This window comes from Pseudomonas sp. Marseille-Q5115 (assembly GCF_916618905.1).
GTDB classification, from domain to species: domain Bacteria; phylum Pseudomonadota; class Gammaproteobacteria; order Pseudomonadales; family Pseudomonadaceae; genus Aquipseudomonas; species Aquipseudomonas japonica_A.
In genome coordinates this window covers 2,937,535-2,963,361 of the sequence record NZ_CAKAKI010000001.1, presented here as the reverse complement: position 1 = coordinate 2,963,361, position 25,827 = coordinate 2,937,535, and the positions used below count along the sequence as shown (strand labels likewise).

Below are 25,827 nucleotides of genomic sequence, written 5' to 3'. Positions count from 1 at the left end.
TTTATTGACAGATTCAGTGCCGCTTGATGTCGATGCGTGGGTCCACCAGCGGGATTACAAGGTCCGCCAGCAGGTTGCCCAGAACGATGGCCACCGCCGACAGTGTGGTAACGCCGACGATCACCGGAATATCCACTTGCTGGATCGACTGCCAGGCCAACTGGCCGATGCCCGGCCAGCCGAACACCGACTCGACCACCACCAGGCCGCCCATGAACACGCCGATGTCGATCCCGATCATCGGGATCACCGGCACGATGGCGTTGGGCAGTACGTGAACGAACACCACACGGGCCCGGCTCAGGCCCTTGGCGCGGGCGGTGCGAATGAAATCCTGATGCAGTACTTCGATCATCGAAGAGCGCACCATGCGCGAGTACCAGCCGCTGCCCAGCAAGCCGAGGGTCAGCGCCGGCAGCATCAGATGGCTCACGCCGCCATAGCCTCCCAGCGGGAACCAGCCCAGCTGCACCGCGAAGAAGTACAGAAACAGCATCGCGGCGATGAATTGCGGCGCGGACACGCCCACGAACGAGAACGCCATCAGCAGTTTGTCCGCGAGGCTGTCGCGCTTGAGCGCCGCGAGCATGCCCAGGCTGATGCCGATCAACAGCTCGAAACCGATGCCCGCTGCCATCAGTTCCAGCGAAGGGCGCAGCCGTGCGCCGATCAATTCGCTGACCGCGGTACGCTGGATGTACGAGCGGCCCAGGTCGCCGTGCAGCAGGTTGCCCAGGTAGCTCAGGTATTGGTGATAGAAGGGCTGGTCCAGCCCTAGCTGCGCACGGATCGCCGCGACTACTTCCGGGGTGGCGCTGCGGCCGGCGATCTGCCGGGCAGGGTCGGCGGGCAGCAGGAACAACAACAGGTAAGTGATCAGGGTCACGCCCAGCAGAATGAGCAGGGCATAGCCCACCCGGCGGCAAATGAACGGCAGCATCAGCGGCGCCCCTTGAGTGTGGGGTCGAGTTCGTCGCGCAGGGCGTCGCCGACCAGGTTGAACGCAAGCGACAGCAGAATGATCGCCGCGCCCGGAATGAACACCAGCCAGGGCGCCGAGGTGAAGTAGGTCTGGCTTTCGAAGATGATGTTGCCCCAGCTGGGCGTAGGCGGCTGTACGCCCACGCCCAGGTACGACAGCGTGGCCTCCAGCAGCACCGTGGTGGAAATGCCCAACGTAGCCCACACCAGGATGGTCGGCAGCAAGTGCGGCAGCAGGTGCGAGAACAGAATCCTCAGCGAGCTGGCGCCTAAGGTGCGTTCCACCGCCACGAAATCACGGGCGCTCAGGGCCACGGTTTCGGCGTAGATCACCCGCGCGATCTGCACCCAGTTCACCATCGCGATCACCATGGCCACGATCCACACGCTGGGCTGGAAAATCGCCGACAGGGCAATCGCCAGCAGCAAGGCAGGGAAGGCCATCATCAGGTCGGTCAGGCGCATCAGTGCGCTGCCCAGCCAGCCGCGCACAAAGCCTGCGGTGAGCCCCACCAGTGTGCCGATCAGCACGGCCAGCCCGTTGGCCAGCACGCCGATGAACAACGACGTGCGCGCCCCGAAAATCAACCTTGAGAAAAGATCTCGACCCAGCAGGTCGGTGCCCATCCAGTACGGGGTGGCAGGGGCCAGGGGTGCGCCTTCCAGCGACAGGCCCTCGACGAATTGCTCGTCCGGATCGAATGGCGTGAGCCAGGGCGCCAGTACGGCCAGCGCCACCACGGCGGTGATGAACAACAGCGAGACGGCCACGGTCGGCCGACGCAACAACGCCTTGAGCGTGTTCATGCCCGGCCCTCGTCGCGTACTGCAAGGATGTCTGCGCACAGGGCTTCGATGGGGCGGTTGAGCTGCATCGACAGCGTGCGCAAGCGTTCGTACGCGGTGGCCTCGTCGATGTGCTGAGTCACCATCAAACGCGCCAGTGCCTGCCCCAGCAGCGGCCGTTGCGCCAGGCGTTGGCGCAGTGTTGCCAGCTCCTCGGCGTCTGCACGCTGCCGGTCGCGTAACCCCACGGCCATCATCAGTGTTGTGTACACCGAACCCTGGCTGATGGGCTTGTTGAGCAGGGCAGTGGCGCCCAGCTGCAACGCTCGCTGGATCTGCGACAGGGTTTCATGCGCCGTAAGCGCGACGATAGGAATGGCAGCTGCATTCAGTGCTTGCACCGCCAGCGGGCTGGCGAAATGTTCCACTTCCAGAATGGCGGCGAAACAGCCAGCGGTGTCGCAGGGCGCGTCCTGTTCCAGTGCGTGGCTTTGAATGCCCAGGCGCTGCAGGCTTTTACCAAGGCTGGCCTGGCTGCGTTCATCACAGTCGATCAATAGCAGGTGGCCTTGCCCCAGGTTGGGAAGTGCGCGTGCTTTCATTTGACGATCCTCAAATGCGGTGCCCCGCGAACGTGTCGGTCGGCCACATCCGCGTGTAGATCTGTAACGGTCAGGTAGGGATCGGCGGCCAGCGGTTGCGCCGCCGAATGCACGATTTCGAAGCTGCCTTCGCGCAGTTCGGCAATGTGGCTGCCCAGCGCGCTGTGATGATTGCGCGGTGACACACTCAAGGTGCCGAGCACGCTGGCCATCGCGTGGCCATGGAGGTGTTCGCAGATCGCGGCGGGCGTGGCGTCACCGCAGGCTTGCAAGGCATCGGCGAACAGCCGCAACGCAGCGTAGGCCCCAGCGTAGTAGTGCGAACAGCGGCGCGGGCCATGAGCCTGTTGCCGGGCGCAAAAGGCGCGGTCGAGCGCTTCGAAAAACGGCCCGCACGACAGCAACCGCAGCGCGTACATCGGGCCCACGGCATCCAGCTCGGCTTCGGTAAGGTTGCAGCTGAGCACTGGCAGGCGCAGCCCCTGTTGCGTACAGGCGCGGTCCAGCTGCTGCAGAAAAGCGTAGGAGGATTCGCCCACCAGGTTGTTCAGCACGAAAGCCGGCTGCTCTCGCATCAGCGTTTCTACCAGCGGCTCGAAGCGGGTGGCGCCAAGGTGCGCGTATTTTTCGCCCAGCACCTGGGCGCCGTTGGCTTCCAGTACTTCCCGGGCGATACGGTTGCTTTCCCAGCCCCAGACATAATTGGAGCCGAGCAAAAACGCACCGCGCCCGAAGTGGGTCAGGGCATACCGCAGCAGCGGCAACAGCGTCTGGTTGGGGCAGCCCCCCAGATACAACACGCTCTCGCTGCTCTCATAACCTTCATAGGGGCTGGAGTACCAGAGCAGGGCGCCGTGCTGGTCCAGGTCCGGAATGATCTCCTTGCGGCTGGCCGAGAGCGTGGTGCCGAATATGTGCCTCACCCCAGCGCCCAGCAATCGCGCTACGCCGCGGCTGTACTCGGCGGGTTCGCCTTTGGGGTCCACACAAATGGCCTGCAGCCGAACATCGCGGTGTGCTTCGGCGTTGAGCTCGGCAAGGGCATCCTGCAGGCCCTGCAATGCACTGCGCCCCATGCGTCGATAGGTGCCCTCGGTGGAAAGCAGAAAGCCGACAGTGACAGCGGGGCGAGCATCGAGCATGACTGTTATCCATAAAAAAAGCCCGATCTACCCGGCAAAGGGTTGATCAGGCTTCGGTACCTGGCGCAGCGAGCTGCGCGGATGTAGCAAGGCTTAAGGAGGTGAGTCCGGCTTGCGGGGTTGGTGAAATACTATGAAATATCTGTGCCAGTCTGTAGAGCGTCCGTTTTTCGCTTGAAACCTGGCGGCTGGTGAGGATCGCTGCGCCTTGTCGGTGCGGCCTGCGTTACCTTGCCTCACCAAGGCGCACCGTTTCGCCCATTTGCCCCTGCCGTTGTTCCCGGCCCCACCAGGCAAACGCCACGACCATTACCAGGCCCAGCGCCGCCATTATCGCGCCAGCCACCGAGATCGCCGGATACCCCAGCCCGGCGTCGATCACGGCGCCGCCCAGCGCCGCCCCGATCGCGTTGCCCAGGTTGAAGGCCCCAATGTTCACAGCGGATGCCAGGTTGGGTGCAGCCTTGGCGGCCTCCATCACCCTCATCTGCAACGGCGGCACCAGCGCAAAACTCGCGACGCCCCATACCAGCACTGCCAGCGCGGTCGGCAGGGCCCAGCGCGTGATCACTGAAAACGCGAGCAATACCACGACCAATACCGCCAACGAAACGATCAGGGTACGGTCCACGGAACGGTCCGCCGCCTTGCCACCCCAGATATTGCCCAACGTCAGCCCCACTCCAAACAGCACCAACATGCCGGTGATAAACGTCGTGGAAGCACCCGTCTGGCTATGCAGGATAGGCGCGATGTAGGTGAACACGGTAAACATCGCCCCGGAGCCCACCACCGTCAGCGCCAGTGCTGCCAGCACGGGCCCGCGGCCCAGCACACGAATTTCGGCCAGTACGCCGTCGCTTTTCGGCAGCGGTACATCGGGCAACGCGATCCACAGCGCTGCCATTGCGATCACCCCAAGGCCAGCGATCCCGGCGAACGCAGTACGCCACCCCAACAGCTCGCCGAACCAGGTGGCCAGCGGCACGCCGCCAATCGTGGCGACGGTGAGCCCCATGAACATCGCCGCTACTGCGCCCGCGCGTTTGTCGGGCGGCACCAGGCTGGCGGCCACGATAGAGCCCACGCCGAAGAACGCCCCGTGATTGAGCGAGGTCACCACACGAGCAATGAGCAGGCTTTGATAATCGCTGGCCAGCGCGGACATCAGGTTGCCCAGGGTGAAAATGGCCATAAGCCCGATCAACAACCACCGGCGGGGGATCTTGCCCGTGGTTAGGGTCATCAACGGGGCGCCAACCAGAACGCCCAGGGCGTAGGCACTGACGAGCAGGCCGGCCGAGGGGATGGACACTCCCAGGTCGGTGGCGATGCTGGGCAACATGCCCATAGGGGCAAACTCGGTGACACCAATGCCAAAGGCACCGATGGCAAGCGCTGTGAGCGGGGGATTAATGTGCATGAGCGGCTCCTTATCTATGCGCCAGATGGTACGATCCGGGTAAATGGCGCGGTAGGCCGTCAAAAAGGGAAGCACTTTTGCGCTGGAGGCACAGATGGATTTCAATGGCCGGTCCGGGGAAATGGAAGTGTTCGCCTGGGTGGTTCAGGCGGGTAGCCTGTCGGCCGCCGGGCGTGCGCTGGGGCTGACGCCTTCGGCGGTCAGCCGCATCATCGCGCGCACTGAGCAGCGAATCGGCACCCGGCTGCTGCTGCGCACAACCCGTGCCCTTACGCTTACCGCAGAAGGGGAGGCTTATTTACGCGGTGCGCGGCGCATCCTGGCAGACATGGCGGAAGTGGAAGAGGCCATTGCCGCTCAGGGCGTACCCAAGGGGCGGCTGCGGGTCAGCGCCGCGCTGGGTCATGGCCGGCTTGCCGTTGTACCGCTGGTGGCCGCCTTCACGCAGCGCTATCCGGAAGTGCGCGTGGACCTCGCGCTGGGCGACGAGGTGGTCGATATCCTTGCCGGGCAAGCCGACGTGGCCCTGCGGTTCGGCCACCTGCCGGACAGCCCGCTCACCGCCCGCTACATTGGCGATACCGGCCAGGTGGTGGTGGCCTCGCCGGATTACCTTGAGCGCCACGGTAAACCGCAACAGCCCGAAGACCTTGGCCGGCACAATTGCCTGCGGTTCAACTTTCGTCGGGCGACCACGGATTGGCCATTCGTGCGGGAGGGGCTGGCCTTCTCGCTCAAGGTCGCTGGCAGCATCGAATGCAGCAGCGGTGAAGCGCTGGCGCAACTGGCCTTGCTGGGCGCCGGTATTGCGCGCATCGGTACCTTCACCGTGGCCGAAGATTTGAAACACGGGCGCCTGGTGCCGCTGCTGGAGGGGTTCAACCCGGGTGACCGGGAGCCGATCCATGCCGTATTCGTGGGCGGGCCCGCAATGCCCGCGCGGGTAAGGGTGTTCGTGGACTTTCTACTGGAGCACCACCGGATGGGCGACCCTTGACCGCCGGCATCCCGCTGCCGGCCCGCTCTGGCATTTGCCGTTTGAGAATTTTCCCCGGCCCTCTGTAGAATCCGCGCCTTTTACTGCCCAGGCCTTCCCATGCAACCTGCCAACACCCCTAACAAGCCGGCCACCCAAAGTGGTGAGCTGATCTATGGCCTTGATGACCGGCCACGGCCGCTGGCGGCTTTTTTTGCCGCGCTGCAGCACCTGCTGGCGATCATCGTGCCGATCGTTACCCCTGGCTTGCTGATCTGCCAGGCGCTGGGCGTTTCGCCGCGGGACACCAACCTGATTGTTTCGCTGAGCTTGATCGTGTCCGGTATCGCTACCTACGTGCAATGCCGCCGCTTCGGCCCGCTCGGTGCAGGCCTGTTGATCGTGCAGGGCACCAGCTTCAATTTCGTGGGGCCGCTGATTGCCGGCGGTGCGTTGATGGTGAAGCAGGGCACTCCGGTGGAAGGGGTGATGGCAGCCATCTTCGGCGTAGTGATCGCAGGCTCGTTCGTGGAAATCGGCATCTCACGCATCCTGCCCTTCATCAAGAAGCTGATCACCCCGCTGGTGACCGGCATCGTGGTGCTGATGATCGGCCTTACCCTGATCAAGGTCGGCCTGATCAGCATGGGCGGCGGCTTCGGCGCCATGGCCAACGGCACCTTCGCCAATGGCGAAAACCTGCTGCTGTCGGGCGTGGTATTGGCCGTGATCGTAGTGCTCAACCGCATCCCGCTGGTATGGATGCGCAGCGCGGCGATCGTTATCGCATTGCTGGTGGGCTACGGCCTGGCCGGCTATCTGGGCCGCCTGGACTTCACCGGCATGCACCAGGCCGCACTGTTTCAGGTGCCTACGCCGCTGCACTTCGGCCTGAGCTTTTCCTGGGGCCTGTTCATCCCGATGCTGGTGATCTACCTGGTCACTTCGCTCGAGGCCATCGGCGATGTGACCGCCACCAGCAAGGTGTCCCGCCAGCCTGTGGAAGGGCCAGTATGGATGCAGCGTATCAAGGGCGGCGTGCTGGTGAACGGCGTCAACTCGCTGCTGGCCGGTGTGTTCAATACCTTCCCCAGCTCGATCTTCGCCCAGAACAATGGCGTGATTCAGCTCACCGGCATCGCCAGCCGCAGCATTGGCGGGTGGATCGCCTTGATGCTGGTGGTGCTGGGCCTGTTCCCCACCGTGGCCGGGGTAATCCAGGCCGTGCCGGAGCCTGTGCTTGGTGGTGCCGCCATGGTGATGTTCGGCGCCGTCGCGGCTTCAGGCATCAATATCCTGGCAGGCATCGACCTGGACCGTCGCGCGCTGTTGATCATCGCTGTATCTCTCGCGTTGGGCCTGGGCGTGGCACAGGTGCCCGAATTCCTCGCCCACATGCCAGCAGCGCTGCGCAATGTGCTGGAATCGGGCGTTGCCACCGGTGGTATCTGCGCGCTGGTGCTGAACTGGTTTCTGCCGCAGCAGGCCGCTGCCCACGAGTAACGCGAGCGGAAGGCTTTTGTGGGAACCGGTGAAAACCGGCGAAGAGGTACGCCATGGCCATCTGTCCGAACAGGCGGCGCGAGGGCGGCGGTCTTCTACCGTATAAGCACCTCGCTCGCTGCGGTGTCACCTCCTTTCATGCCGCGCGCGGTGGCCCGGGAGAGACACCATGGCAACGGTATTCAACGCGAAAGACTACGGCGCCAAGGGCGACGGCTTCACCGACGACACCCAGGCCCTACAGGCGGCTATCGACGCCGCAGCAGTGGACGGCGGCACAGTGCTGCTGGGGCCTGGCACGTACCGGGTTTCGTCCTCGGCCGCGGCCCAGGAAGGCTGCCTGCTGCTCAAGGCGGGCGTGACCCTGGCCGGAACCAGTGCAGCGACCACCCAGCTCAAACTGATGGACGGCGAAGACGGCGCGGCCGGTCTTGTGCGTGGCGCCGGAGACGGGATTGGCATCACGCGCCTGACGCTGGACGGCAACAATGCCTCTACCACCGGCCGCGTGGACGGATACGTGAACGGCGACAGCAGCCACGTGCTGATCGACAGCGTGGAGGTGCGCGAAGCCAGCGGCTATGGCTTCGACCTGCGCAGCCTGGGCAGCCAGGTCGAGGTGCGGGCCTCGAGCGCGTTGAACAACGGCAGCGACGGCTTTATCGCCGACGGCCTGGTGAACAGCCTGTTCGAGGACAACCTCGCCACTCTCAACCTGGGCAATGGCTATACGCTGGCGGGTGAGATTCGCGTGCAGGACAGCGATGCCACCTACAACGCCCTCGACGGCTTCTCCCTTGGGGCGGGTGGCTTGGGCGACAGCGAAGACAGCGCCCTGGAATTGAACGGCGGCTTGGCCCAGTGGAATAGCCAGGTAGGGGTGCGCCTGGAAAACATCGGCGGGTATCGGGGCAATGGTCTGGACGTGACCCTCAACCTGGCTCAAGGGATCTACGCCTTGAACACGCACGATGGGGAGATCACGCACAACCGCTTGCTGGCCAACAATATAGGTAGCAGCGGCAGCGAAATTCAGCTGGGGGGTGGGGATTACATTGCCGCCGCACGCAGCCACGACAACCTGGTGCAGTGGAACCAGATAAGCGGGCTCAATTCACCCGGCAGCTCGATCGGTATTTCCGAAGACATCCGCAGCTACGCTACCAATACCGTTACGGATAACGTGATCAGCCTGATCGCAAGGCCCATCTCGCCTAATGGGCCCCATAGCGTATTCGCGCGCAACCAGGCCTTCGTCGATACCTATGGCGGAGACGGCAAGGATGCGCTGGCCGGTACGGGTGCCCGGGACCGGCTGTTTGGTGGCGACGGCGACGACCATTTGGGTGGCCGCGACAACATGGATGTGCTGGTGGGCGGCGCCGGGCGGGATCGCCTCACCGGTGGCTGGGAGGCTGATGTGTTCCGCTTCGACAACCTGAGTGACAGCTATCGCACGGCCACGTCGGCCCACTCGGACCTGATCGTCGACTTCACCGGCTTCGAGGATCGCCTGGACCTCACCGCGCTGGGTATCCGCGGCATGGGGGATGGCCATGACGGCACTCTGGCCGCGCTGTACGACAGCGCCAGGAACGTGACCTACTTCAAAAACTACGACGCCGACGAAGACGGGCGGCGCTTCGAGTTCCAGATGCGCGGCGACAAGTCACGCATGAATGACTTCCCCTTCGTTCAGTTCGAGCAAGGCACCGACAGCGCTGATTCGCTCAAGGGCACTGCGGCGGGCGAGTCCTTGTTCGGCGCAAAAGGGGCCGACACCTTGGACGGCAAGGCCGGCGAAGACCGGCTGTTCGGCGATCAGGGCGGCGACCGCCTTACCGGCGGTGATGGCAGTGACACCTTCGTTTACCGGGCCTTGAGCGATAGCCTGCGCGGTGCCGACGGCAGCATCGCCAATCGTGACCTGATTGTCGACTTCGACCTTCAGGGTAATGACAGCATCGATGTGAGCGCGCTGGGCTTCACCGGGTTGGGCAATGGCTACGACAACACCTTGCTCCTGGAGCAGGACATCGGGCGCCGCTCCACCTTGCTCAGGTCCCTGGAAACCGATGCGAACGGCAATGCCTTCGAGATAGAGATCGACCACTACGTGCTGGACGTGCTCGCCGCCGCCACCAGCGTGATCTTCGCCAAACCGGCCGGGGAGGGGACCACCAGCAGCTATCCCACGCAGGACCGTACGTTGACCGGCAGCACCGCGGACAACACCTTGAACGGCGGCTCCGGCAATGACAGGCTCAGTGGCGGCGCGGGTAACGACCGCCTGGCAGGCGGCGTTGGGGATGACGTACTCACCGGAGGCAAAGGCGCCGATCAGCTGTCGGGTGGCTCGGGCGAGGACGTGTTCCGCTTCACCAGCATCGCCGACAGCCAGCGCACCACCAGTGCGTCCAGCGCCGACACGGTGCAGGATTTCACCGCCAGCAAGGACATGCTGGACCTGCGAGCGCTGGGCTTCACCGGGCTGGGCGACGGGCACAGCGACACGCTAAAAGTGACCTACCGCGCCGACATTGATACCACCTACCTGCAAGGCCTGGACCCCGACAACCAGGGCGCGCGGTTCGAGCTCAAGCTGCTTGGCGATCAGGGCGGGCTATTGAATGACGAGAATGTGATGTTCGCCGCGGTGTAGGGCCTGCGGCGGCAAGTACGTGGCGGTCCATTCCCTGGCTTACGCCGGCCATCCGGCGCAGCCAAGGAATAGGCTGCCCTGTGACCCACCATTGCGCATCACGCTCAGGTGCGTTGCGCCAGGTTCGTATTCCCACATTCACCCTGCATCCCTAGGCTTGTGACTCAATATTCACTCAAGCCGGAGAGATGGTGATGCCCGCGAGCAGCCCTCACACACTTGCTTCACCGTCGGTGCATACCGATGCCCCAGCCACCCTGTCCACGGCGCTGGTTGTATTCCTGGCCTTCTGCTGCGGCGCGGTGGTGGCGAACCTTTATTACGCGCAGCCGATTGTCGAGCTGATCGCGCCCAGCATCGGGCTTTCTCCCGAGCATGCCAGCCTGATCGTTTCGCTGACGCAGCTTGGCTACGCCGCCGGCCTGCTGTTCCTGGTGCCGCTGGCCGACCTGATGGAGAACAAGCGGCTGGTGATTGGCTTCACCTTGGCGGTCAGCCTGTTTCTGGTCGCCGCGGCGAGTGCGACGTCCCCTTCGGTGTTTCTGGTCGCTTCGTTGATGATCGGCCTCACCTCCGTGGCCGTGCAGATACTGGTGCCGCTGGCGGCGCACATGGCGCCGGAAAGCAGCCGGGGCAGGATGGTGGGCAACATCATGAGCGGCCTGCTGCTCGGTATCCTGCTGGCACGCCCGATCTCCAGCCTGCTGTCCGAGTACCTGGGCTGGAGAGGGGTGTTCTACAGCGCCGCCGTGTTGATGGTGGTGATCGCGGCGTTGGTTGCCGCGCTGCTGCCGAAACGGCTGCCGAACCATCACACCACTTATGTGCGGCTGATCGGCTCGGTGTTCAGCCTGGCCCGGCGCTATGCGGTGCTGCGTGAGCGCTCGCTCTACCAGGCGTTGCTCTTTGCCAGCTTCAGCTTCTTCTGGACCATCGTTCCCATCGAGCTGATCCGCCATTACGGCTTCAGCCAGAACGGTGTGGCGTTGTTCGCGCTGGTAGGGGCGGTGGGTGCAATCGCTGCGCCTATTGCCGGGCGGCTTGCCGACGCCGGGCACGGTCGCATCAGTACGCTGTTCGCACTCGTGCTGGCACCGGCGGCGTTGCTGATCGGTGGCGTTCCGGGCCTGGGTTACCTGGGGCTGGTGGCTGCGGCGATCGCGCTGGACTTTGCAGTGCAGCTCAACCTGGTGCTTGGCCAGCGCGAGGTCTACGCCCTGGACGCCAACAGCCGGGCACGCCTCAACGCGGTGTTCATGACCAGCGTGTTCGTGGGCGGTGCACTGGGCTCGCTGCTGGCCAGCCCGATCTACGAGCACTTCGGTTGGGTCACGACTGTGCTGTGCGCGGCGGCGATGCCAGGCCTGGCGCTGCTGATTTTCCTGCTGAAGAAAACCAACAGGCCTTGACACTCGATAGCATCCACTACAGCCTCGGGGCCCTCAGCCACCGGGGCAAACAAATGGATAAGTTTCTCGCCTTGAGCATGTTCGTCGAAACCGTGCGCTGCGGCGGTTACTCCGCAGCCGCACGCAAGCTGGGCGTGGCCACGTCGTCCGTTACCCGCCAGGTGGCAGCGTTGGAATCGGAACTGGGGACCACGCTGCTTACCCGCAGCACACGGCAGAACAAGCCAACGGACCTGGGCCAGGCTTACTTCGAAAAAGCCGTGGCCATTCTCGATGCCCTCGCCGCTGCCGACAGTGTAGTGACGGACCGGGGCAGCGAAGCCAGGGGGAAACTCAGGATCAGCGTGCCCGTGGAGTTCGGGCGCCGCGTGATCGCTCCGCACCTTGGGCGCTTTCTGGCGGACCACCCGGCGCTGGACGTAAGCCTCAACCTCACCGATGACCGCGTGGACCTGTTCAAGGACCGCATCGATTTGAGCGTGCGCCTGGGCTCTACCGTCAATAGCGACGACGTGGTCTGCACCCCGATCGGCCATTTCCAGCGCTGGCTCGTGGCAAGCCCCGTGTACCTGGAGCAGCACCCCGCCCTGTCGGAGCCCGGCGACCTTACCAACCACTGCTGCCTCCAGTTTGATTACGGCGGCCCGCTCAGAGGCTGGGATTTTGAAGTGGAGGGCGAGGCGATACCGGTGGTGGTGCAGGGGCGCATCCATAGCAATAACGCCGACGTGCTACGGCAAGCGGCGATAGCGGGGCAGGGGGTGGCGTTGCTGGCGGATTGGCTGGTAGCCGAGGACGTACAACAAGGCCGGTTGACCCGCTTGCTTGCGCAATACGAGATCAATCCGGCCTCTGTCGATGCTTCTATCACCCTGGTGTACCTGCCGATCAACCGTGAGTCGGCGCGCATCAAGGCGTTTGCTCAGTTCATCAGGGGCTTGCTGGCCGCTGCCTAGCCGCTAGCCGGCGGCAGCGCCGGATCACACGCTTACATGCAGGCGAACGTCAACGTTGCCGCGGGTGGCGTTGGAGTAAGGGCACACCTGGTGAGCCGCTTCTACCAGCTCCTGCGCCTCTGCCTTGTCCAGGCCTGGCAGGTTGATTTCCAGGTCGATGTCCAACCCGAAGCCGGCGGGGATCTGGCCAATGCCCACTTTTGCGGTGATCGACGCGTCGGCCGGAATGCTGCGCTTGCGTTGGCCGGCAACGAATTTCAGCGCGCCAATGAAGCAGGCGGAGTAACCGGCGGCGAACAGCTGCTCGGGGTTAGTGGCTTCGCCGCCAGCACCGCCTAGCGCCTTGGGCGTGGCCAGTTTCACGTCGAGGACTTTGTCGCTGGAAACAGCACGGCCATCGCGGCCACCGGTAGCGGTTGCAACTGCGGTATAGAGAACGTTCATGGTGCCTCTCCTTGCTGATAGTCGTAGGGAAAATAGTAAGCGCTGGTAGCGCTAAAGTTTTGCGCGCTAACCAGATGGCTTTAATCTAGCTCTCAATTATTTAGTGCGCAAGCATTATTTTCGAGTGTGCCTCCATTGGTTGCGGCCGACTGATAGAAGGCACCACCTTTGATTCGTAAATCGGCTATGGCGAGGTTGCGAGGATCTACGCTGAGCTGACGGCGAAGCCACCGAACGACTACAACCAGGCGGTCGCCTCAGGAGGAATACGACATGCGCCATACAGCAGCATCGAACAACAAAGCCTCGACGACCACCGGCACGGTTCTGGTAGGTGTGGCAGGGGCGGACAGTGCCGCCGGCCTTGCGCTGGACCCCAACGGGGCGATCTGGCTAGCCGGGTATAGCCGGCTGGGCCTGGGCGGGGAAGAGGACTCGGCGTTCACCGGCTGCCTCGTCAAGTTCACGGCCAAAGGTGGGGTGGACACCCGTTTCAGCGAGGACGGTAAAACCCTCTTGCCGGTAGAGCTGGACCTGGAGTCCGGCGGTAACGGCGCGGTGCAGCCGGGCGGCAAGTACCTCCAGGCCCACTACGTTCGCCAGGGCGATGAATACGTTGCCGCCGTAAGCCGCATTCTTGCCGACGGCAGGCTGGATTCAAGCTTTGGGGAGGCGGGCACCGCCTCGGTGCCGTTCAACTGGGAAGACTCGCTCGGGAACCAAGCGTCTTTCAGCGTGCAAAGCGATGGCAGTTTCTTCGCCGGGGCTACGTATTCCTCCGGCGAGGTGTACATCGCCCGGTTCGCGCCAAACGGTGTGCTGGACGCGTCTTTCGGGGAGGCAGGCGTGCTGAGCTTGCCCGCCTCGTTGGGCATCCGCAGCCTCAGCCCCATTGATGTGGCGTTGCAAACCGACGGTAAAATCCTGGTCTGGGCCTCAGCCTTCGACTTCACCGATTCCACTTGGAGCGCGACGCTCACCCGGGTAAATCCCGACGGCACCGCCGACACCACCTTCGGCGGCGACGCAACACTGGTCCTGGCCTATCGCGCGGAGGCCATGGTGTTACAGGCTGACGGCAAGATCCTGGTGGCCGGCAGTGAGGATGGCGTGGCGGTACTTACCCGGGTAAATGCCGATGGCATTGTGGATAGCCGATTCGGCTCCGACGGCAGCGTGGCCTTGCCGTTCGCGGGGGACGGGTTTTCTATCGCGGACATGACCCTGCTGGCGAACGGCAAGGTACTGCTCGCCGGCAACCTGAACACCACGGCCGACGGCAGCGTACTGGCGTTGGTGCAATTGAACACCGACGGCAGCCTGGACACGACCTTTGGCAACCCGAATGACGGTTACCAACACTTGGTGGGGAGTACCAGCGCCGACGTGCTGATCGGCACAGCGTCTTTCGATGATGTGTTGTCCGGCGGTGGCAGCCGCGACCTGCTCGATGGCCAGCAAGGGCGGGACGTGCTCAGCGGAGGGCTGGACGCTGATGTGTTCCGCTTCCAGGAAATCACTGATAGCTTCCGGACCGCAACTACTGCCAACAGCGACCGTATTACCGACTTTGACCCTACGGTGGATGTGCTCGACTTGTCCGCGCTCGGGTTCAGTGGCCTGGGCAACGGCCGGGGCGGTACCTTGACCCTGCAGGTAAACGAGGCGGGCACCCGTTCCTATTTGAAAAGCCTGGATGCCGATGCCGATGGGCAGCGCTTCGAGGTAGTGCTGAATGGGGACCTGAACGGCGCGCTGACCGAGCGCAATATCCTCTTCAGCAAGGCGTTGCGCGAAGGCACCGACGCAGCGGACCACCTCACAGGTACCGCGCGGGCCGAGATCATCCAAGGCCTTGGCGGTGCGGACAGACTGCTGGGCGGCTTTGGGGATGACGTGCTGGCCGGTGGGGCTGGCCGCGATTGGCTTGAAGGCGGCAGCGGCAAGGATGTGTTTCACTTTGCGGCGCTGACCGACAGCTATCGCACGGCAGCGCGGAGCCATGCCGACCGGATCGTCGACTATGCGGCCTACGACGACGCGATCGACGTCTCCGCACTCGGCTTCACCCGCCTGGGCGATGGCCACAACGGTACGCTGGCAGTGGTTACCAACGAGGCCAAAACCCTGACCTATTTGAAGAGCTACGATGCAGATGCCAATGGGGCACGGTTCGAAGTGGCCGTGCTCGGCGATCATTCGAGGTACGGGGGCTTGAATATCACCTTCGCCGGGCTCGTTGAAGACGAAGCGATCCAGCTGATCGGCGCAGCGGCGCCGGTGGCGGCTTAGCTCTGCAACCGATGGAGCGCTACACCGGCGTGGCCCAGGCGCTGCACTGGCTCACTGCTGCAACGCTTTGCCTGTTGCTGCCGTTTGTATGGGTTGCGGAGAATTTTCCGCCGGGGCCGGTGCGGGTGTTCTGGTACATGGCCCATGAGTCCATGGGCATCAGCGTATTTTTGATGGTAGTGCTGCGGCTGACCTGGCGCTGGCGGCACCGTCCCCCGGCCATGCCGTCTGGCATCGGCCGGGTAATGTCACGGATCGCCTGGCTCAATCACGCCCTGTTGTACACGGTGCTGCTAGTGATGCCAGTCACCGGCTACCTCATGGCAGGCAACGGCCAGGGCGTGCCTTTTTTCGGCGCGATCACGCTGCCCGGCTTTGCCCGCAACGATGGGCTGGGGCTGGTCGCCGACACGATTCACGTGTGGTGCCAGTTCGCAGTGTATGGATTGATCGCGCTGCACGTGCTTGCCACTGTCTGGCATGTGGCGGTACGCCGCGACGGTATGCTCGAGCGCATGCTGCCACCTCAGCGCCGTCCGTGAACCGGCTGATCAGGGGTGCCCGGCCCACACCGCAGGCCGTCGGGTTTGCCAGGGCAAGGCGCGCTCCAGTTGCCCCGCGAGCGTCAGCAGCAGGTCCTCGCGCCCGTATCCCGCGCCGAACTGCAGCCCGATAGGCAGCCCCGTCGAGGCACTCTCTGCCAACGGCATCGACATGGCCGGGCAACCGCTCACGTTGAATACCGCAGTGAACGGTGAGTGATTGAAGACACGGTGCATCCAGCCACGCCCGTCGAGCTTTTCCTGGCCGCTGTTGTATTGGCCCAGCGGTGGCGCAACGTCTGGCAGCGTGGGCGTAAGGAGTACGTCGTAGTCACTGAACAACTGGCCCATGCGCCGGGTAACCAGGTTGCGCTCGTGCATGGCGTCCAACAGTTCGACGGCGGTCAACTCTCGGCCCAGTTGGTAGAGGGCCAGCGTAGCGGGCTCTAGGGTGCTGTGATCGGTGGGGCGAGCAGTCGCCCCGGCGATCGCGTCGATCCACGCGGCGGTGTTGCTGGACCAGAAGCGGGCATTGAGCTCCACGAACGCCTCCCAGCTCACGCCGATGTTGGCGGCCACCGGCGTGACGCGGTGGCCCAAGGCTTCGAGCGCCTGGCACACCTGTTCCAGCGCAGCGCCCACCTCGGGCGCGATCGCCTGGCCGCTCAGGGGCCGATCCTGCACAGCGATCCGCAGCGGCCTGGGCGCGTTGTCGAGCAGTGATGCGTAGGCCCGGGCTGGCGGGGCGATATGGAACGGGTCCCCCATGGCCGGCCCGTGAAGGCAATCGAGCAAGGCGGCGGTGTCCCGTACCGAACGGCTGAGCACGCCATGCACGGCCAGCCCCGCCCATACCTCGTCTACCGTAGGCCCCATGGGCAGGCGCCCCCGGCTGGGCTTGAGGCCAAACAACCCGCAGGCGGCTGCGGGCACACGTATCGACCCGCCGCCGTCGGTGGCATGGGCAATCGGCACCAGCCCCGCCGCCACAGCCGCGGCCGACCCGCCGCTGGAGCCGCCAGCGCTGCGGTTCACGTCCCAGGGGTTGCGCGTGGGGCCATCCAGGCGGTTTTCAGTGGTGGTGCTCGCCGCCAGCTCCGGGGTAGTGGTTCGCCCCAATGGCACCAAGCCCGCCCGGCGAAAGCGCGCCATCAGCTCCGAATCCTCAGCGGCGACACAGCCGTGTGCCAGCCGGCTCCCCAATTCGTTTGGCCGGTTGCGTACGGTCAACCCCAGATCCTTCACCAGCAGGGGGACACCTTGGAACGCACCGGATGCCGACACGGCTTCGTCATCCCAGGTTTCAATCACGGCGTTGATGGAAGGGTTGATGGCGCCAATGGCGGCCAGCGCAGCGTGTCGGACTTCCTCCGCGGTGACCTGCCGATCGGTGATCAGCTGTGCCAAACCTACGGCATCGTGTTCGGCGTATTCGTGCGGGTTCATAAGTGCTCCGGTGTGATACTGATCGGTATCGAGTGATACTTGTTAGTATCATGCGATACTGGGTAGTATCTGTGTCAAGCACAAAGATCACCGAGCCAACCCTCATGAATCAAATCACCCGCCCCGCCCGCGTCGCGCAATTGCCGCCCCGGGAACGTATCGTGGATGCCGCGCATGCCCTGTTCATGGAGCAAGGGATCACCCGGGTGACCGTGGACGCCATTGCCGCCGAGGCCGGCTCGACCAAGATGACCCTTTACCGGCATTTTCAGACCAAGGATGTGCTGGTCATGGAGTGGCTGCGATTGCTCACCGAGCATTACAGCGCGGTACTGGACGATCTTGCCGCGCAATGGCCCGAGCAGCCCGCTCAGCAATTGCTAGGGTTTGCGCAATTCATTGCGGGTGACATTGCTGCGGCGGGTTACCGGGGTTGCCCCTTCACCAATAGCCTCGCCGAGCTCGCAGACCCGCAGCATCCCGCACCCCTGCTGATCAAAGCCCACAAGCAGCGCCAGTTCGAGCGGTTGGTGGGGCTGTGTGAGCAAGCGAAACTGCCCGGGCCTGAGGCTGTGGCCCGGGAGCTCACGTTCTTGCTGGAAGGGGCGCAAGTGGTGGCGCAGAACAAGGGGATAGCCGACGTAGGGGAGCACCTGCTGGACATGGTGCGGGCGCGAATCAGCCGTTGATGGTCAAAGCGGGCGCGCCAGGTTGCGCGGTGTGCAGTTTGCCGTTCAGCACGCCCCGGCGCACCTTGAGGTGGTGAGGCTTGAGAAACGGCGTCACCACCAACATCAGCGCACTTACGCCTGCCATCAGCCATTGAGACACTTCGAAGCCTCCCGTCACGTCCCGCAGGTACCCCATCAACAACGGGCCAGCCGCGGCAACCACGTAGCTGATCAGCAGGATGAAGGCGTTCCAGGCGTTGGCTTCTTCGGCATTTTTGGCGTTGTCCAGCGGCAGCGTCATCCCCAGGGTGAACGCGCCGCCAGCACCAAACGCCACCATGGGTATTGCCAGAAACGGCATGGCATTGGGGGCGATCGCGATAGCCAGGGTACCAACCAGAGAGATGCCCGAGCTGATCGCCAAGGCGACGCGCCGGTCTTCCTTTCGGCTGAGCAGGCCGAAAGCGGGGTTGGCGATCATGAACGCCAGGGTAAAGCTGGCCAATATCAGCCCGGCCATGTTCGGTGTTCTGCCGTATTCCACATACATCGGCGCCACCCAGGAGATGTAGGCATAAAACACGATGTTGTTGCTGGCGAAGAACAACGCGATCAGCCAGGCGGTGGGGTTGCGCAGCGGCATTGAATAGCGCGGGTGCTGCTGGCCATCTTGCCTTGGCGAAAGCCCGCGGCGCTCCACGAAACACCAGGCGGCGATCGCACCGATGGCCGGTAACGCCCACAGGCTGGCACCGAGCTTCCAGCCCCCGGTGGCCACCGCGACCGGGCCGGTGATGGCGGCGGCTACCGTGCTTCCCAACGCCAGGTCGGTGGCGTAAATGCTCATGAGCACAGCGGCCTGTCGCGGGTAACTGGCTTTGACGAAGCCGGCCAGCAGCGCGCCGACAACCGCGATGCCCGCGCCAATACCCACGGTTGTCAGAAAGAGTGTGGCGATTGTGCCGGCAAAGGCGCGCAAGGCTGTGGCGGCAAGCAGCACCGCCAGGGCGGCCAGGATCACCCGATCGCGCCCGAAGCGCCGCGCCAGCCAAGGCGCCGGCAGGGCCATCACCCCCATCAACAGCGTAGGGATGGCGGTGAGCAGGGAGGCTTGAGTATGGGAAAGGCCGAACGCCTGGATCATCGACGGCAACAGCGGCCCGATCGAGACGATCGCGGGGCGCAATGTGACGGCGACAAGCGTGATACAGAGGATGGCAACGAGCAGCGAGGGCGCTTCCGCTGGCAGGCGCGCCGGTGCGCAGAGGGTCAAGTGCGGGGCGGCTTCTTTTGCTGTAACAGGCACCGGCTCGGCGAGCGGTAGTTGGGCGGTGGCCAGCATGATTCGGTCTCCAGGCAGGGCAAGGTAGCGAACGGCCCCTGCGACAGGGGCCGTGCACAGGCTCACTTCTTGATCAGCACGGTTTTGGGGTTGGTGAACAACAGGCGCCCTTCGTGCCCGCCCTCGGTTCCCACGCCGGATTGCTTATGGCCGCCGAAAGGAACGTCCACGCCTTGGGTATGTATTTCGTTTACCCACACCATGCCGGTTTCCAACCGATTGGCGACCGCCACCGCCGCCCTGGTATCGCGGCCCCACACCGAGCCGCCAAGCCCGTACGGGCTGTTGTTGGCACGCTCCACCACATCATCTACATGGTCATACACGATGATCGGAACAATCGGGCCGAACTGCTCTTCCTGCACAATCCGGGATTGTTCCGGCGGGTTGTCCACCACAGTGACAGGGATGAAGTAACCCGCCCGGCTTTCGTCGATTTCGCCGCCCAGCACGATCTTTTGGCCGTTGGCCTTGATGTCGTCCAGGAACTCGCGGACCTTGTCGAACTGCATCTTGTTCTGCACCGGGCCTACAGTGACCTGCGGGTCGAGGCCATCGCCCATTTTCTGCTGCCGGGCATAGTCCACGAATGCGGCGACAAATTCCTGGTGGTACGAGCGATGGATATACAGCCGCTTGATGCCGACACACCATTGGCCGGAGTTACCAACCGCGCCCCAGAACAGCTGGGGGATGGCGGCCTTCCAGTCGGCGTCGGGCAGAACGATGGCGGCGTCATTGCCGCCCATTTCCAGGGTAAGGCGCTTGACCGTGCCCGCCGCCGAACGAATCACGTGCTTGCCGGTTTCGGTAGAGCCGGTGAAGCTGATTTTCGCGATGTCCGGGTGTGCGGTCATTTGCGGGCCGAGCTCATTGCCGCCAGACACCACGGACAGCACGCCGGCAGGCAGCACCGATTGAGCGATCTGGCCGAAACGCAAGGTGGTCAGCGGGGTGAACGGCGAGGGCTTGATGACCATGGTATTGCCGGTCAGCAACGCCGGCGCCACTTTCCACAGCGCCAGCAGCACGGGGAAATTCCACGGTGTGATCGCGCCGACCACGCCCAATGGGGTGTGGTGCAACTCCACGATATGGCTGTCGTTCTCTTCAACGATCTCTACCGGAATACGCCGCGCCGCGATCTGGCGAATCCAGGAAATCGACTGGTCAACCTCAGGCTCGGCCATGGTTTTCAAAGGCTTGCCTTGCTCCAGCGTGAGCAGCACGGCGAGCTCGTCCCGATGTGCTTCCAGCGCATCGGCGTAGGCCACCAGATAGGCTTCGCGCTCGTCATAGCTCAGCGCCGACCAGGACTTGAAGGCTGTTTTGGCAGCGGCTACCGCGTCGTCGAGTTGCTGTGGCGTGCCGGCGGGGGCCCTGGCCAGCACCTGGCCGGTGGCGGGGTTCATGACGTCGAACGAATCCTCGGCCTGGACCAGCTTGCCGGCGATGCTGAGGTAGTACGGGCCGTCGAACAGGCTTGTGAATACTGCGCTGCGGGATACGTTAGTCATTTGCTTGCTCCCAGTTGGTTGATCAGCACGTTCGCCGCTTCGCTGGACGAGCTTGGGTTCTGGCCAGTGATCAGCAGGCCGTCACTGACCACATAAGAAGCCCAGTCCGCACCCTTGGAGTACACGCCGCCGTTGGCCTTGAGCACGTCCTCTACCAGGAAGGGCACCACGTTGGTGAGGCCTACCGCCTCTTCCTCGGTGTTGGTGAAGCCGGTGACTTTTTTGCCCTGCACCAGCGGCGTGCCATCGGGGTTTTTCACATGGCGGAGCACACCAGGGGCATGGCACACCAGGGCCGTAGGTTTGCCGGCCGCCTGGAACGCCTCGATCAGCTGGATGGAAGTAGGGTCTTCAGCCAGGTCCCACAGCGGGCCGTGGCCACCGGGATAGAACACGGCGTCGAAGTCGGCTACCGAGACGCTGTCCAGGCGCACGGTGCTGGCGAGCAAGGCGGTGGCGGTGGCATCGGCTTCAAAGCGGCGGGTGAGGTCTGTCTGGAAGGATGGCTCGTTGCTCTTCGGATCGAGCGGCGGTTGGCCGCCCTTGGGCGACGCCAGGACAAGGTCCGCCTTGGCGTCGAGGAACGCGTAGTAGGGCGCTGCCAGCTCTTCGAGCCAGAACCCGGTTTTGCGACCGGTGTTGCCGAGGGTGTCATGCGAGGTCAGAACCATGAGGATTTTCATTTTGCGTTTCCTGTAGTGAGTGGTTTGTAGTAGAACAAGTGTTTCAGGGTTTGAATAGACCGGTCGTCTAGAGATCGGCTAAATAAAAAGTCACTTGGCGGCCTTGATGATCAGGTCCGCGACTTGCTGGGGATACGACAGCATCGCGACGTGGCTGGAGGGCACGTCCACGGACACGGCGTTCATGCGTTTGGCTTGGTCGGCTTGCTGTTGCGGGGAAATGATCGCGTCCTTGGTGGCGATCACGGCGTAGGAGGGCACGTTGTGCCAGGCCACATGTTGCACTGGTTCGCCCAGCGCATGGCTGTTCAGCGCGCCCTGGCCCGCAGCGACAAGGGCTTGTTCCGAGGGCGAAAGGTCGGGAGCGAAGAATTTGGCCACGCCTTCATCACTGACTTTCACGTAGCCGGCCTGGTCCTTCACGAACGAAGCCTGCCCGGGGCTGTGCGGGTAGCCTTTGGTAGTGTCCAGCGCAGATTGGCCGTCAGCGGGTGCGAAGGCGGCGACATACACAAGGGAGTGAACCTTCTCGTTCGCACCGGCATCGGTGATCACAGCGCCGCCCCAGGAATGGCCAACCAGCACCACGGGGCCCTCGGCGTCTGCGATAGCGCGGTTGGTGTAGGCCACATCGCCTGCCAGCGAGTCCAGCGGGTTCTGCACCGCGATCACCTTCAGCCCGGCTTGCTGCAGCAAAGGGATGACTTTGTTCCAGGACGAGCCGTCGGCGAATGCCCCATGTACCAGCACCACGGTTTTGGCGGGTGTGCTTGCCGATGTTGCTTGTGCGGAGGCGACGCCCATGTGGGCCATGAAGGCCAGTGAAGAGATGAAGGCAGCCAGCCTGGTCGGGGTTTTCATCGCGGTTTCCTTTCTGCTGTGAGGTGGTGTGGGGGTTACATTAGTCCTGATTAGACCGGTCGTCTAGAGATTTTTTAAATCTTTTTCGAGGGCTGCTCCACCTCGGCGCCTGAAGACCGTGTGAGCGCTGGCGGAGGAGGCCTTCGCCCCTCCGCTTTGAGCATTACTGGGCCTGAGCCGCCAAGCTATTGCTGACGTTACGCACCAGGACCAATACCAACACAAAACCGCAGCCCACCAAGGCGGTGGCCAGGCTCATCAGCACTGAGCTACCGAGCTGGTCGACAATCTGCCCGCCAAAGAACGAACCCACAGCAATGATCACCTGGAACAGGGCCACGAACAGCGGCATCCCACGTTCCACATCCTTGGGCGCTACCACGAACATCCAGATACTAGCGCAGGCCGGGAAGGCGCCGAAGGCAAAGCCCCACAGCGCGATCAACATGGCCGCGCCGGTAAGGCCGGTGGCGAAGTAGGGGAACAGGGCGGTACTGGTGGCGATCATTAGCGCAACCAGCAACAAGGTGTAACGCACACTGCGGTTTGCGGCGAAGCCTGCGAACACGTTACCGGCAACCCCGGCGATGCCATAAAGCAACAACAGCGAGCCGATAGTCGGCCCATCGAACCCACCGCTTTGTTTGAAGAAGGGCGCCACATAGGTGTACGCGGCGAAGTGCGCCAGGCCAATCAGCAATACGGCGATCAGCCCAACCCGCGCTTGCGGATTGATGAACAAGGCTGGCAGGTCACTGATGCGAATGGCCTTGTCGGGGTTGAGCCGCGGCAACAGCAGGATTTGCGCCAGCAACACAGGCACACCGACCAGCGCGGTAACCAGGAAGGTCATGCGCCATCCCATCAGGCCGCTTAGCCAGGTGCCCACAGGCACGCCCAGCACGGTCGCCAGGGTCACCCCGGCCATGATGAATGAGGTGGCCTGGGCCACACCCACGCCTTTGGGGGCCAGGCGGCCGCTGAGCGCAATGGCCGTGGACCAGAAGCCGCCGATGCTCACACCCAGCAGTACACGACCGAACAGCAGCAGGCTGAAGTCGCTGGCGTAGGCGACCACCGAGTTGGCGATGACCATCAACAGCGTGAGGCCGATCAGCAGATAACGCCGGTCCATCGCGCCGATGCCCACGGACAGCAAGGGCGCCGCGAGGGCGGCGGCTATGCCAGGCAGGGTAACCATCAAGCCGGCGTGGCCGGCGCTGATGCCCAGGTCGCTGGCCACATCGTTGAGTACACCTACGGGTAGAAACTCGCTGGTCACCAAGGCGAAAGCGCCCACGGCGACCGAGAGAATCGCCAGCCACTGCTGTTTCACGCTTTGTTGGTTATGTTCGGGTAGGCCGCGAGGGGCCTGACTGGAGGTTGGCATGGTGCGGTTCCGATAAAGAATGTCGCCCGAGGGCGAGCGGGGAAGCGGGGGATGAAAGGGTAGGGGATTATAGAGGGCACTCAGGCAAGGCCAGAGGCGGGCCGCTCGATAGTAATCATCAGCGCAGTCGATGCGAAGCGCGGGTTAGAGCGGCTGTATTGGCCTGATTTGGTAGCGTGCCTGCCGAGGCAGGCCATCAGCCAGGCCTGCAGGCTAAGCTTATCAGCATGTTTTCCGAACCGTTAGTGACCAGGCTAATCCGAGTATCAGGGGAGAACGCGGGAATCTACCAATGGTTTCGGAACGGTAGAACAGCGGCGAATGCAGGCGCCCTCGGCTGGCGGATCAAAGCGCATCGAGCCATTCGGCACAGAGAAGGACCTAACCTATGACAGCGCTATTGAACCTGCAGCTACCCTCCCATGCCCTCGAACGGGCACAAGCCTTGATGCGTAGCGGAAGGCGTGCGCTGCTAGGCATCGCCGGCACGCCTGGCTCTGGCAAGTCCACGGTAGCCCACTTGCTGGCAACCGCGTTGGGACCAAGAGCAGTGGTAGCGCCCATGGATGGGTATCACCTGGCTAATCAGGAACTGGTGCGGCTCGGGCGACAGGCGCGCAAAGGCGCCCCCGATACCTTTGACGTGGACGGCTACCGGGCTGCCCTGCTGAGGCTCAGGGCCTGTGAGGATGACATCGTCTACCTGCCGCATTTTGCCCGGGGGATAGAAGAACCCATCGCCAACGCCATCCCGGTAAGGCGCGACGTCCAATTGGTGATCACCGAAGGCAACTACCTATTGCTGCCTGAAGGCCCTTGGGCGCGGATCGCCGGGCTCTTCGACGACCGATGGTATGTTGAGGTGGACAGCGCAACGCGGATGGCGCGCCTGGTAGAGCGCCATCAGCGCTACGGGCGTACCCGTTCCCAGGCACAGGCATGGGCTGAAACAGTGGACGAACCTAACGCCTGTTTAATAGAGCGCTACAAGGACCGGGCGGACTTTGTACTGCCTTGGGACTGATGCCACACGCCTATAAAGCCCAGCCCTGGCGACAGTGAGGTGCTGGGGTGGGGGTGTCAAAGCCTCGGTGGTGCCTCCTTTGCCTTCGTTGAGGAATCAACCGCGCCAGCCTTCGAGGAATTTCAGCAACAGCCCGTTGACCACTTCCGGTTGTTCTTCCTGTGGAAGGTGGCCGCTGTTGGCGATGGGATGGGCCTCAAGACTGTCGGCCATTTCCGCCCATACCTTGGCCATGTCGAACAGCTTGCCCACGGCATGGAAGTCCGCGCCCCACAGCGCCATGACCGGGCAGGCGATCTTCACGTCGGCGTCTTCCTGGTCCTGGGCGACGTCCACCGCATTGGCGCGATAGTCAGCCATGGCGCCACGTACCGCGCCGGGTGCCTTGTACGCCCGCACATAAGTGTCGAAGGCTTCGCCGGAGATGGTCGTGGGATCGAAGCACCAGTCCGAGAAGAAATAGCGCAGCCATACTTCTTCCTTGCCAGCAATCAGGGCCTCTGGCAGGTCGGGGACCAGGTGGAACAGGAAGAACCAGTACGCCTTGGCCACCTCGGCGTTGAGGTCTCGGGAGACGATCCGGGTGGGCACGTTGTCCATCACCACCAGGCGGTCTACCAGTTGCGGATAGTCCTTGGCGAAGCGCGTGGCGACCCGGGCGCCCCGGTCATGGCCCACCAGCGCGATTTTAGACACGCCCAGTTCGCCGAGCAGGTCGTGCAGGTCCTTGGCCATGTTGCGCTTGTCATACCCGCCTGCGGGTTTGTCGGTTTCGCCGTAGCCACGAAGGTCGGGGGCGATCACTCGGTAATGTTTGGACAGCGCCGGGATCTGGTAGCGCCACGCATAGTTGGTTTCCGGAAAACCATGAAGCAATACCACTGGCGGGCCGTCGCCTTCTTCGATGACGAACTGGCGGATGCCATTGGCCGATACCGTGTACTTTTTCATTGTGCGCCTCGCTGTTTTTCAGAACATGTGGCCACGGGCATCAAGACAGGTGCCGCGTGAAGAAAGAGATCAGGATGGCGATGGTGAACATCGAGAAAACGGTGGTGACAGCACGTCCATCTGCGGCCTCGTATGGAATGACGTTCCACGGCATTTGTACTGTAGGGCGCGCCCCAACGGTCCTGATAGACACCCTGTGCTATGGCCTGCGGTGAGCAAAATCG

At 63.4% G+C, this 25,827-nt stretch carries 22 protein-coding genes; 9 read left to right on the top strand and 13 right to left on the bottom strand.

Features of this window, described 5'->3' with window-relative positions; all coding sequences use genetic code 11:
* Window positions 1-13 precede the first annotated feature (13 nt).
* The 5 genes from LG385_RS13615 to LG385_RS13595 all read right to left on the bottom strand — a co-directional run bounded on the left by LG385_RS13615 (window position 14) and on the right by LG385_RS13595 (window position 4,934).
* Window positions 14-940 carry an ABC transporter permease gene (locus LG385_RS13615; protein WP_225774733.1) on the bottom strand — a complete coding sequence of 309 codons (927 nt, stop codon included), beginning with the start codon at window positions 938-940 and terminating at the stop codon, window positions 14-16.
* Complete coding sequence (locus LG385_RS13610) at window positions 940-1,788, bottom strand: ABC transporter permease (RefSeq protein ID WP_225774732.1); 849 nt, start codon at window positions 1,786-1,788, stop codon at window positions 940-942. Before LG385_RS13610 ends, LG385_RS13615 begins: the two co-directional genes overlap by 1 nt.
* Window positions 1,785-2,369, bottom strand: coding sequence for an ANTAR domain-containing response regulator (locus tag LG385_RS13605; RefSeq protein ID WP_225774731.1), 585 nt, complete (start codon window positions 2,367-2,369; stop codon window positions 1,785-1,787). Before LG385_RS13605 ends, LG385_RS13610 begins: the two co-directional genes overlap by 4 nt.
* Window positions 2,366-3,511 carry a transporter substrate-binding protein gene (locus LG385_RS13600; RefSeq protein WP_225774730.1) on the bottom strand — a complete coding sequence of 382 codons (1,146 nt, stop codon included), beginning with the start codon at window positions 3,509-3,511 and terminating at the stop codon, window positions 2,366-2,368. Before LG385_RS13600 ends, LG385_RS13605 begins: the two co-directional genes overlap by 4 nt.
* Before the next feature lie 226 nt (window positions 3,512-3,737).
* Window positions 3,738-4,934, bottom strand: coding sequence for an MFS transporter (locus LG385_RS13595; RefSeq protein WP_225774729.1), 1,197 nt, complete (start codon window positions 4,932-4,934; stop codon window positions 3,738-3,740).
* Window positions 4,935-5,028: 94 nt separating this feature from the next.
* Between LG385_RS13595 and LG385_RS13590 the strand changes: the two genes are divergently transcribed.
* The 5 genes from LG385_RS13590 to LG385_RS13570 all read left to right on the top strand — a co-directional run bounded on the left by LG385_RS13590 (window position 5,029) and on the right by LG385_RS13570 (window position 12,440).
* On the top strand, window positions 5,029-5,931 hold the full coding sequence (locus LG385_RS13590; RefSeq protein WP_225774728.1) for a LysR family transcriptional regulator: 903 nt from the start codon (window positions 5,029-5,031) through the stop codon (window positions 5,929-5,931).
* 99 nt (window positions 5,932-6,030) lie between these two features.
* The gene (locus LG385_RS13585; protein ID WP_225774727.1) at window positions 6,031-7,413 is read left to right on the top strand and encodes a uracil-xanthine permease family protein; all 1,383 of its coding nucleotides are present in this window, start codon (window positions 6,031-6,033) and stop codon (window positions 7,411-7,413) included.
* A gap of 169 nt (window positions 7,414-7,582) precedes the next feature.
* Entirely contained in the window at window positions 7,583-10,075 is a 2,493-nt protein-coding gene (locus LG385_RS13580) for a glycosyl hydrolase family 28-related protein (protein WP_318781396.1), read from the top strand.
* 194 nt (window positions 10,076-10,269) lie between these two features.
* Window positions 10,270-11,484, top strand: a complete 1,215-nt coding sequence (locus tag LG385_RS13575) for an MFS transporter (protein ID WP_225774726.1) — start codon at window positions 10,270-10,272, stop codon at window positions 11,482-11,484.
* 53 nt (window positions 11,485-11,537) lie between these two features.
* Complete coding sequence (locus LG385_RS13570) at window positions 11,538-12,440, top strand: LysR family transcriptional regulator (protein ID WP_225774725.1); 903 nt, start codon at window positions 11,538-11,540, stop codon at window positions 12,438-12,440.
* Between the two features lie 24 nt (window positions 12,441-12,464).
* Here the strand turns inward: LG385_RS13570 and LG385_RS13565 are convergent, their stop codons facing one another.
* Complete coding sequence (locus LG385_RS13565; protein WP_181116178.1) at window positions 12,465-12,884, bottom strand: organic hydroperoxide resistance protein; 420 nt, start codon at window positions 12,882-12,884, stop codon at window positions 12,465-12,467.
* 273 nt (window positions 12,885-13,157) lie between these two features.
* Here LG385_RS13565 and LG385_RS25465 point away from each other — a divergent pair, with 273 nt between their 5' ends.
* Entirely contained in the window at window positions 13,158-15,176 is a 2,019-nt protein-coding gene (locus LG385_RS25465) for a M10 family metallopeptidase C-terminal domain-containing protein (protein WP_263974698.1), read from the top strand.
* 11 nt (window positions 15,177-15,187) lie between these two features.
* On the top strand, window positions 15,188-15,718 hold the full coding sequence (locus tag LG385_RS13550; protein ID WP_225774724.1) for a cytochrome b: 531 nt from the start codon (window positions 15,188-15,190) through the stop codon (window positions 15,716-15,718).
* Window positions 15,719-15,727: 9 nt separating this feature from the next.
* Here the strand turns inward: LG385_RS13550 and LG385_RS13545 are convergent, their stop codons facing one another.
* Window positions 15,728-17,164 carry an amidase gene (locus LG385_RS13545; protein ID WP_225774723.1) on the bottom strand — a complete coding sequence of 479 codons (1,437 nt, stop codon included), beginning with the start codon at window positions 17,162-17,164 and terminating at the stop codon, window positions 15,728-15,730.
* A 104-nt stretch (window positions 17,165-17,268) separates the two neighbouring features.
* Here LG385_RS13545 and LG385_RS13540 point away from each other — a divergent pair, with 104 nt between their 5' ends.
* Window positions 17,269-17,853 (top strand): TetR/AcrR family transcriptional regulator, encoded by a 585-nt coding sequence (locus LG385_RS13540; RefSeq protein ID WP_225774722.1) that lies wholly within the window; start codon window positions 17,269-17,271, stop codon window positions 17,851-17,853.
* Here LG385_RS13540 and LG385_RS13535 read toward each other — a convergent pair.
* The 5 genes from LG385_RS13535 to LG385_RS13515 form a co-directional block, all read right to left on the bottom strand.
* A complete protein-coding gene (locus tag LG385_RS13535; protein WP_225774721.1) occupies window positions 17,843-19,177 on the bottom strand; it encodes a CynX/NimT family MFS transporter in 1,335 nt (444 codons plus the stop codon). The two genes, LG385_RS13540 and LG385_RS13535, sit on opposite strands and share 11 nt — an antisense overlap.
* Window positions 19,178-19,239: 62 nt before the next feature.
* Window positions 19,240-20,694: an aldehyde dehydrogenase family protein gene (locus tag LG385_RS13530; RefSeq protein WP_225774720.1), complete on the bottom strand. Its 1,455-nt coding sequence runs from the start codon at window positions 20,692-20,694 to the stop codon at window positions 19,240-19,242.
* Window positions 20,691-21,377 carry a type 1 glutamine amidotransferase domain-containing protein gene (locus LG385_RS13525; protein ID WP_225774719.1) on the bottom strand — a complete coding sequence of 229 codons (687 nt, stop codon included), beginning with the start codon at window positions 21,375-21,377 and terminating at the stop codon, window positions 20,691-20,693. Before LG385_RS13525 ends, LG385_RS13530 begins: the two co-directional genes overlap by 4 nt.
* Window positions 21,378-21,467: 90 nt before the next feature.
* The gene (locus tag LG385_RS13520) at window positions 21,468-22,238 is read right to left on the bottom strand and encodes an alpha/beta fold hydrolase (RefSeq protein WP_225774718.1); all 771 of its coding nucleotides are present in this window, start codon (window positions 22,236-22,238) and stop codon (window positions 21,468-21,470) included.
* A 163-nt stretch (window positions 22,239-22,401) separates the two neighbouring features.
* Window positions 22,402-23,628 (bottom strand): MFS transporter, encoded by a 1,227-nt coding sequence (locus tag LG385_RS13515; RefSeq protein WP_225774717.1) that lies wholly within the window; start codon window positions 23,626-23,628, stop codon window positions 22,402-22,404.
* Between the two features lie 388 nt (window positions 23,629-24,016).
* Here LG385_RS13515 and LG385_RS13510 point away from each other — a divergent pair, with 388 nt between their 5' ends.
* Window positions 24,017-24,652, top strand: coding sequence for a nucleoside/nucleotide kinase family protein (locus LG385_RS13510; RefSeq protein WP_225774716.1), 636 nt, complete (start codon window positions 24,017-24,019; stop codon window positions 24,650-24,652).
* Between the two features lie 96 nt (window positions 24,653-24,748).
* Here the strand turns inward: LG385_RS13510 and LG385_RS13505 are convergent, their stop codons facing one another.
* Window positions 24,749-25,603: an alpha/beta fold hydrolase gene (locus LG385_RS13505; RefSeq protein WP_225774715.1), complete on the bottom strand. Its 855-nt coding sequence runs from the start codon at window positions 25,601-25,603 to the stop codon at window positions 24,749-24,751.
* Window positions 25,604-25,827: the final 224 nt, after the last annotated feature.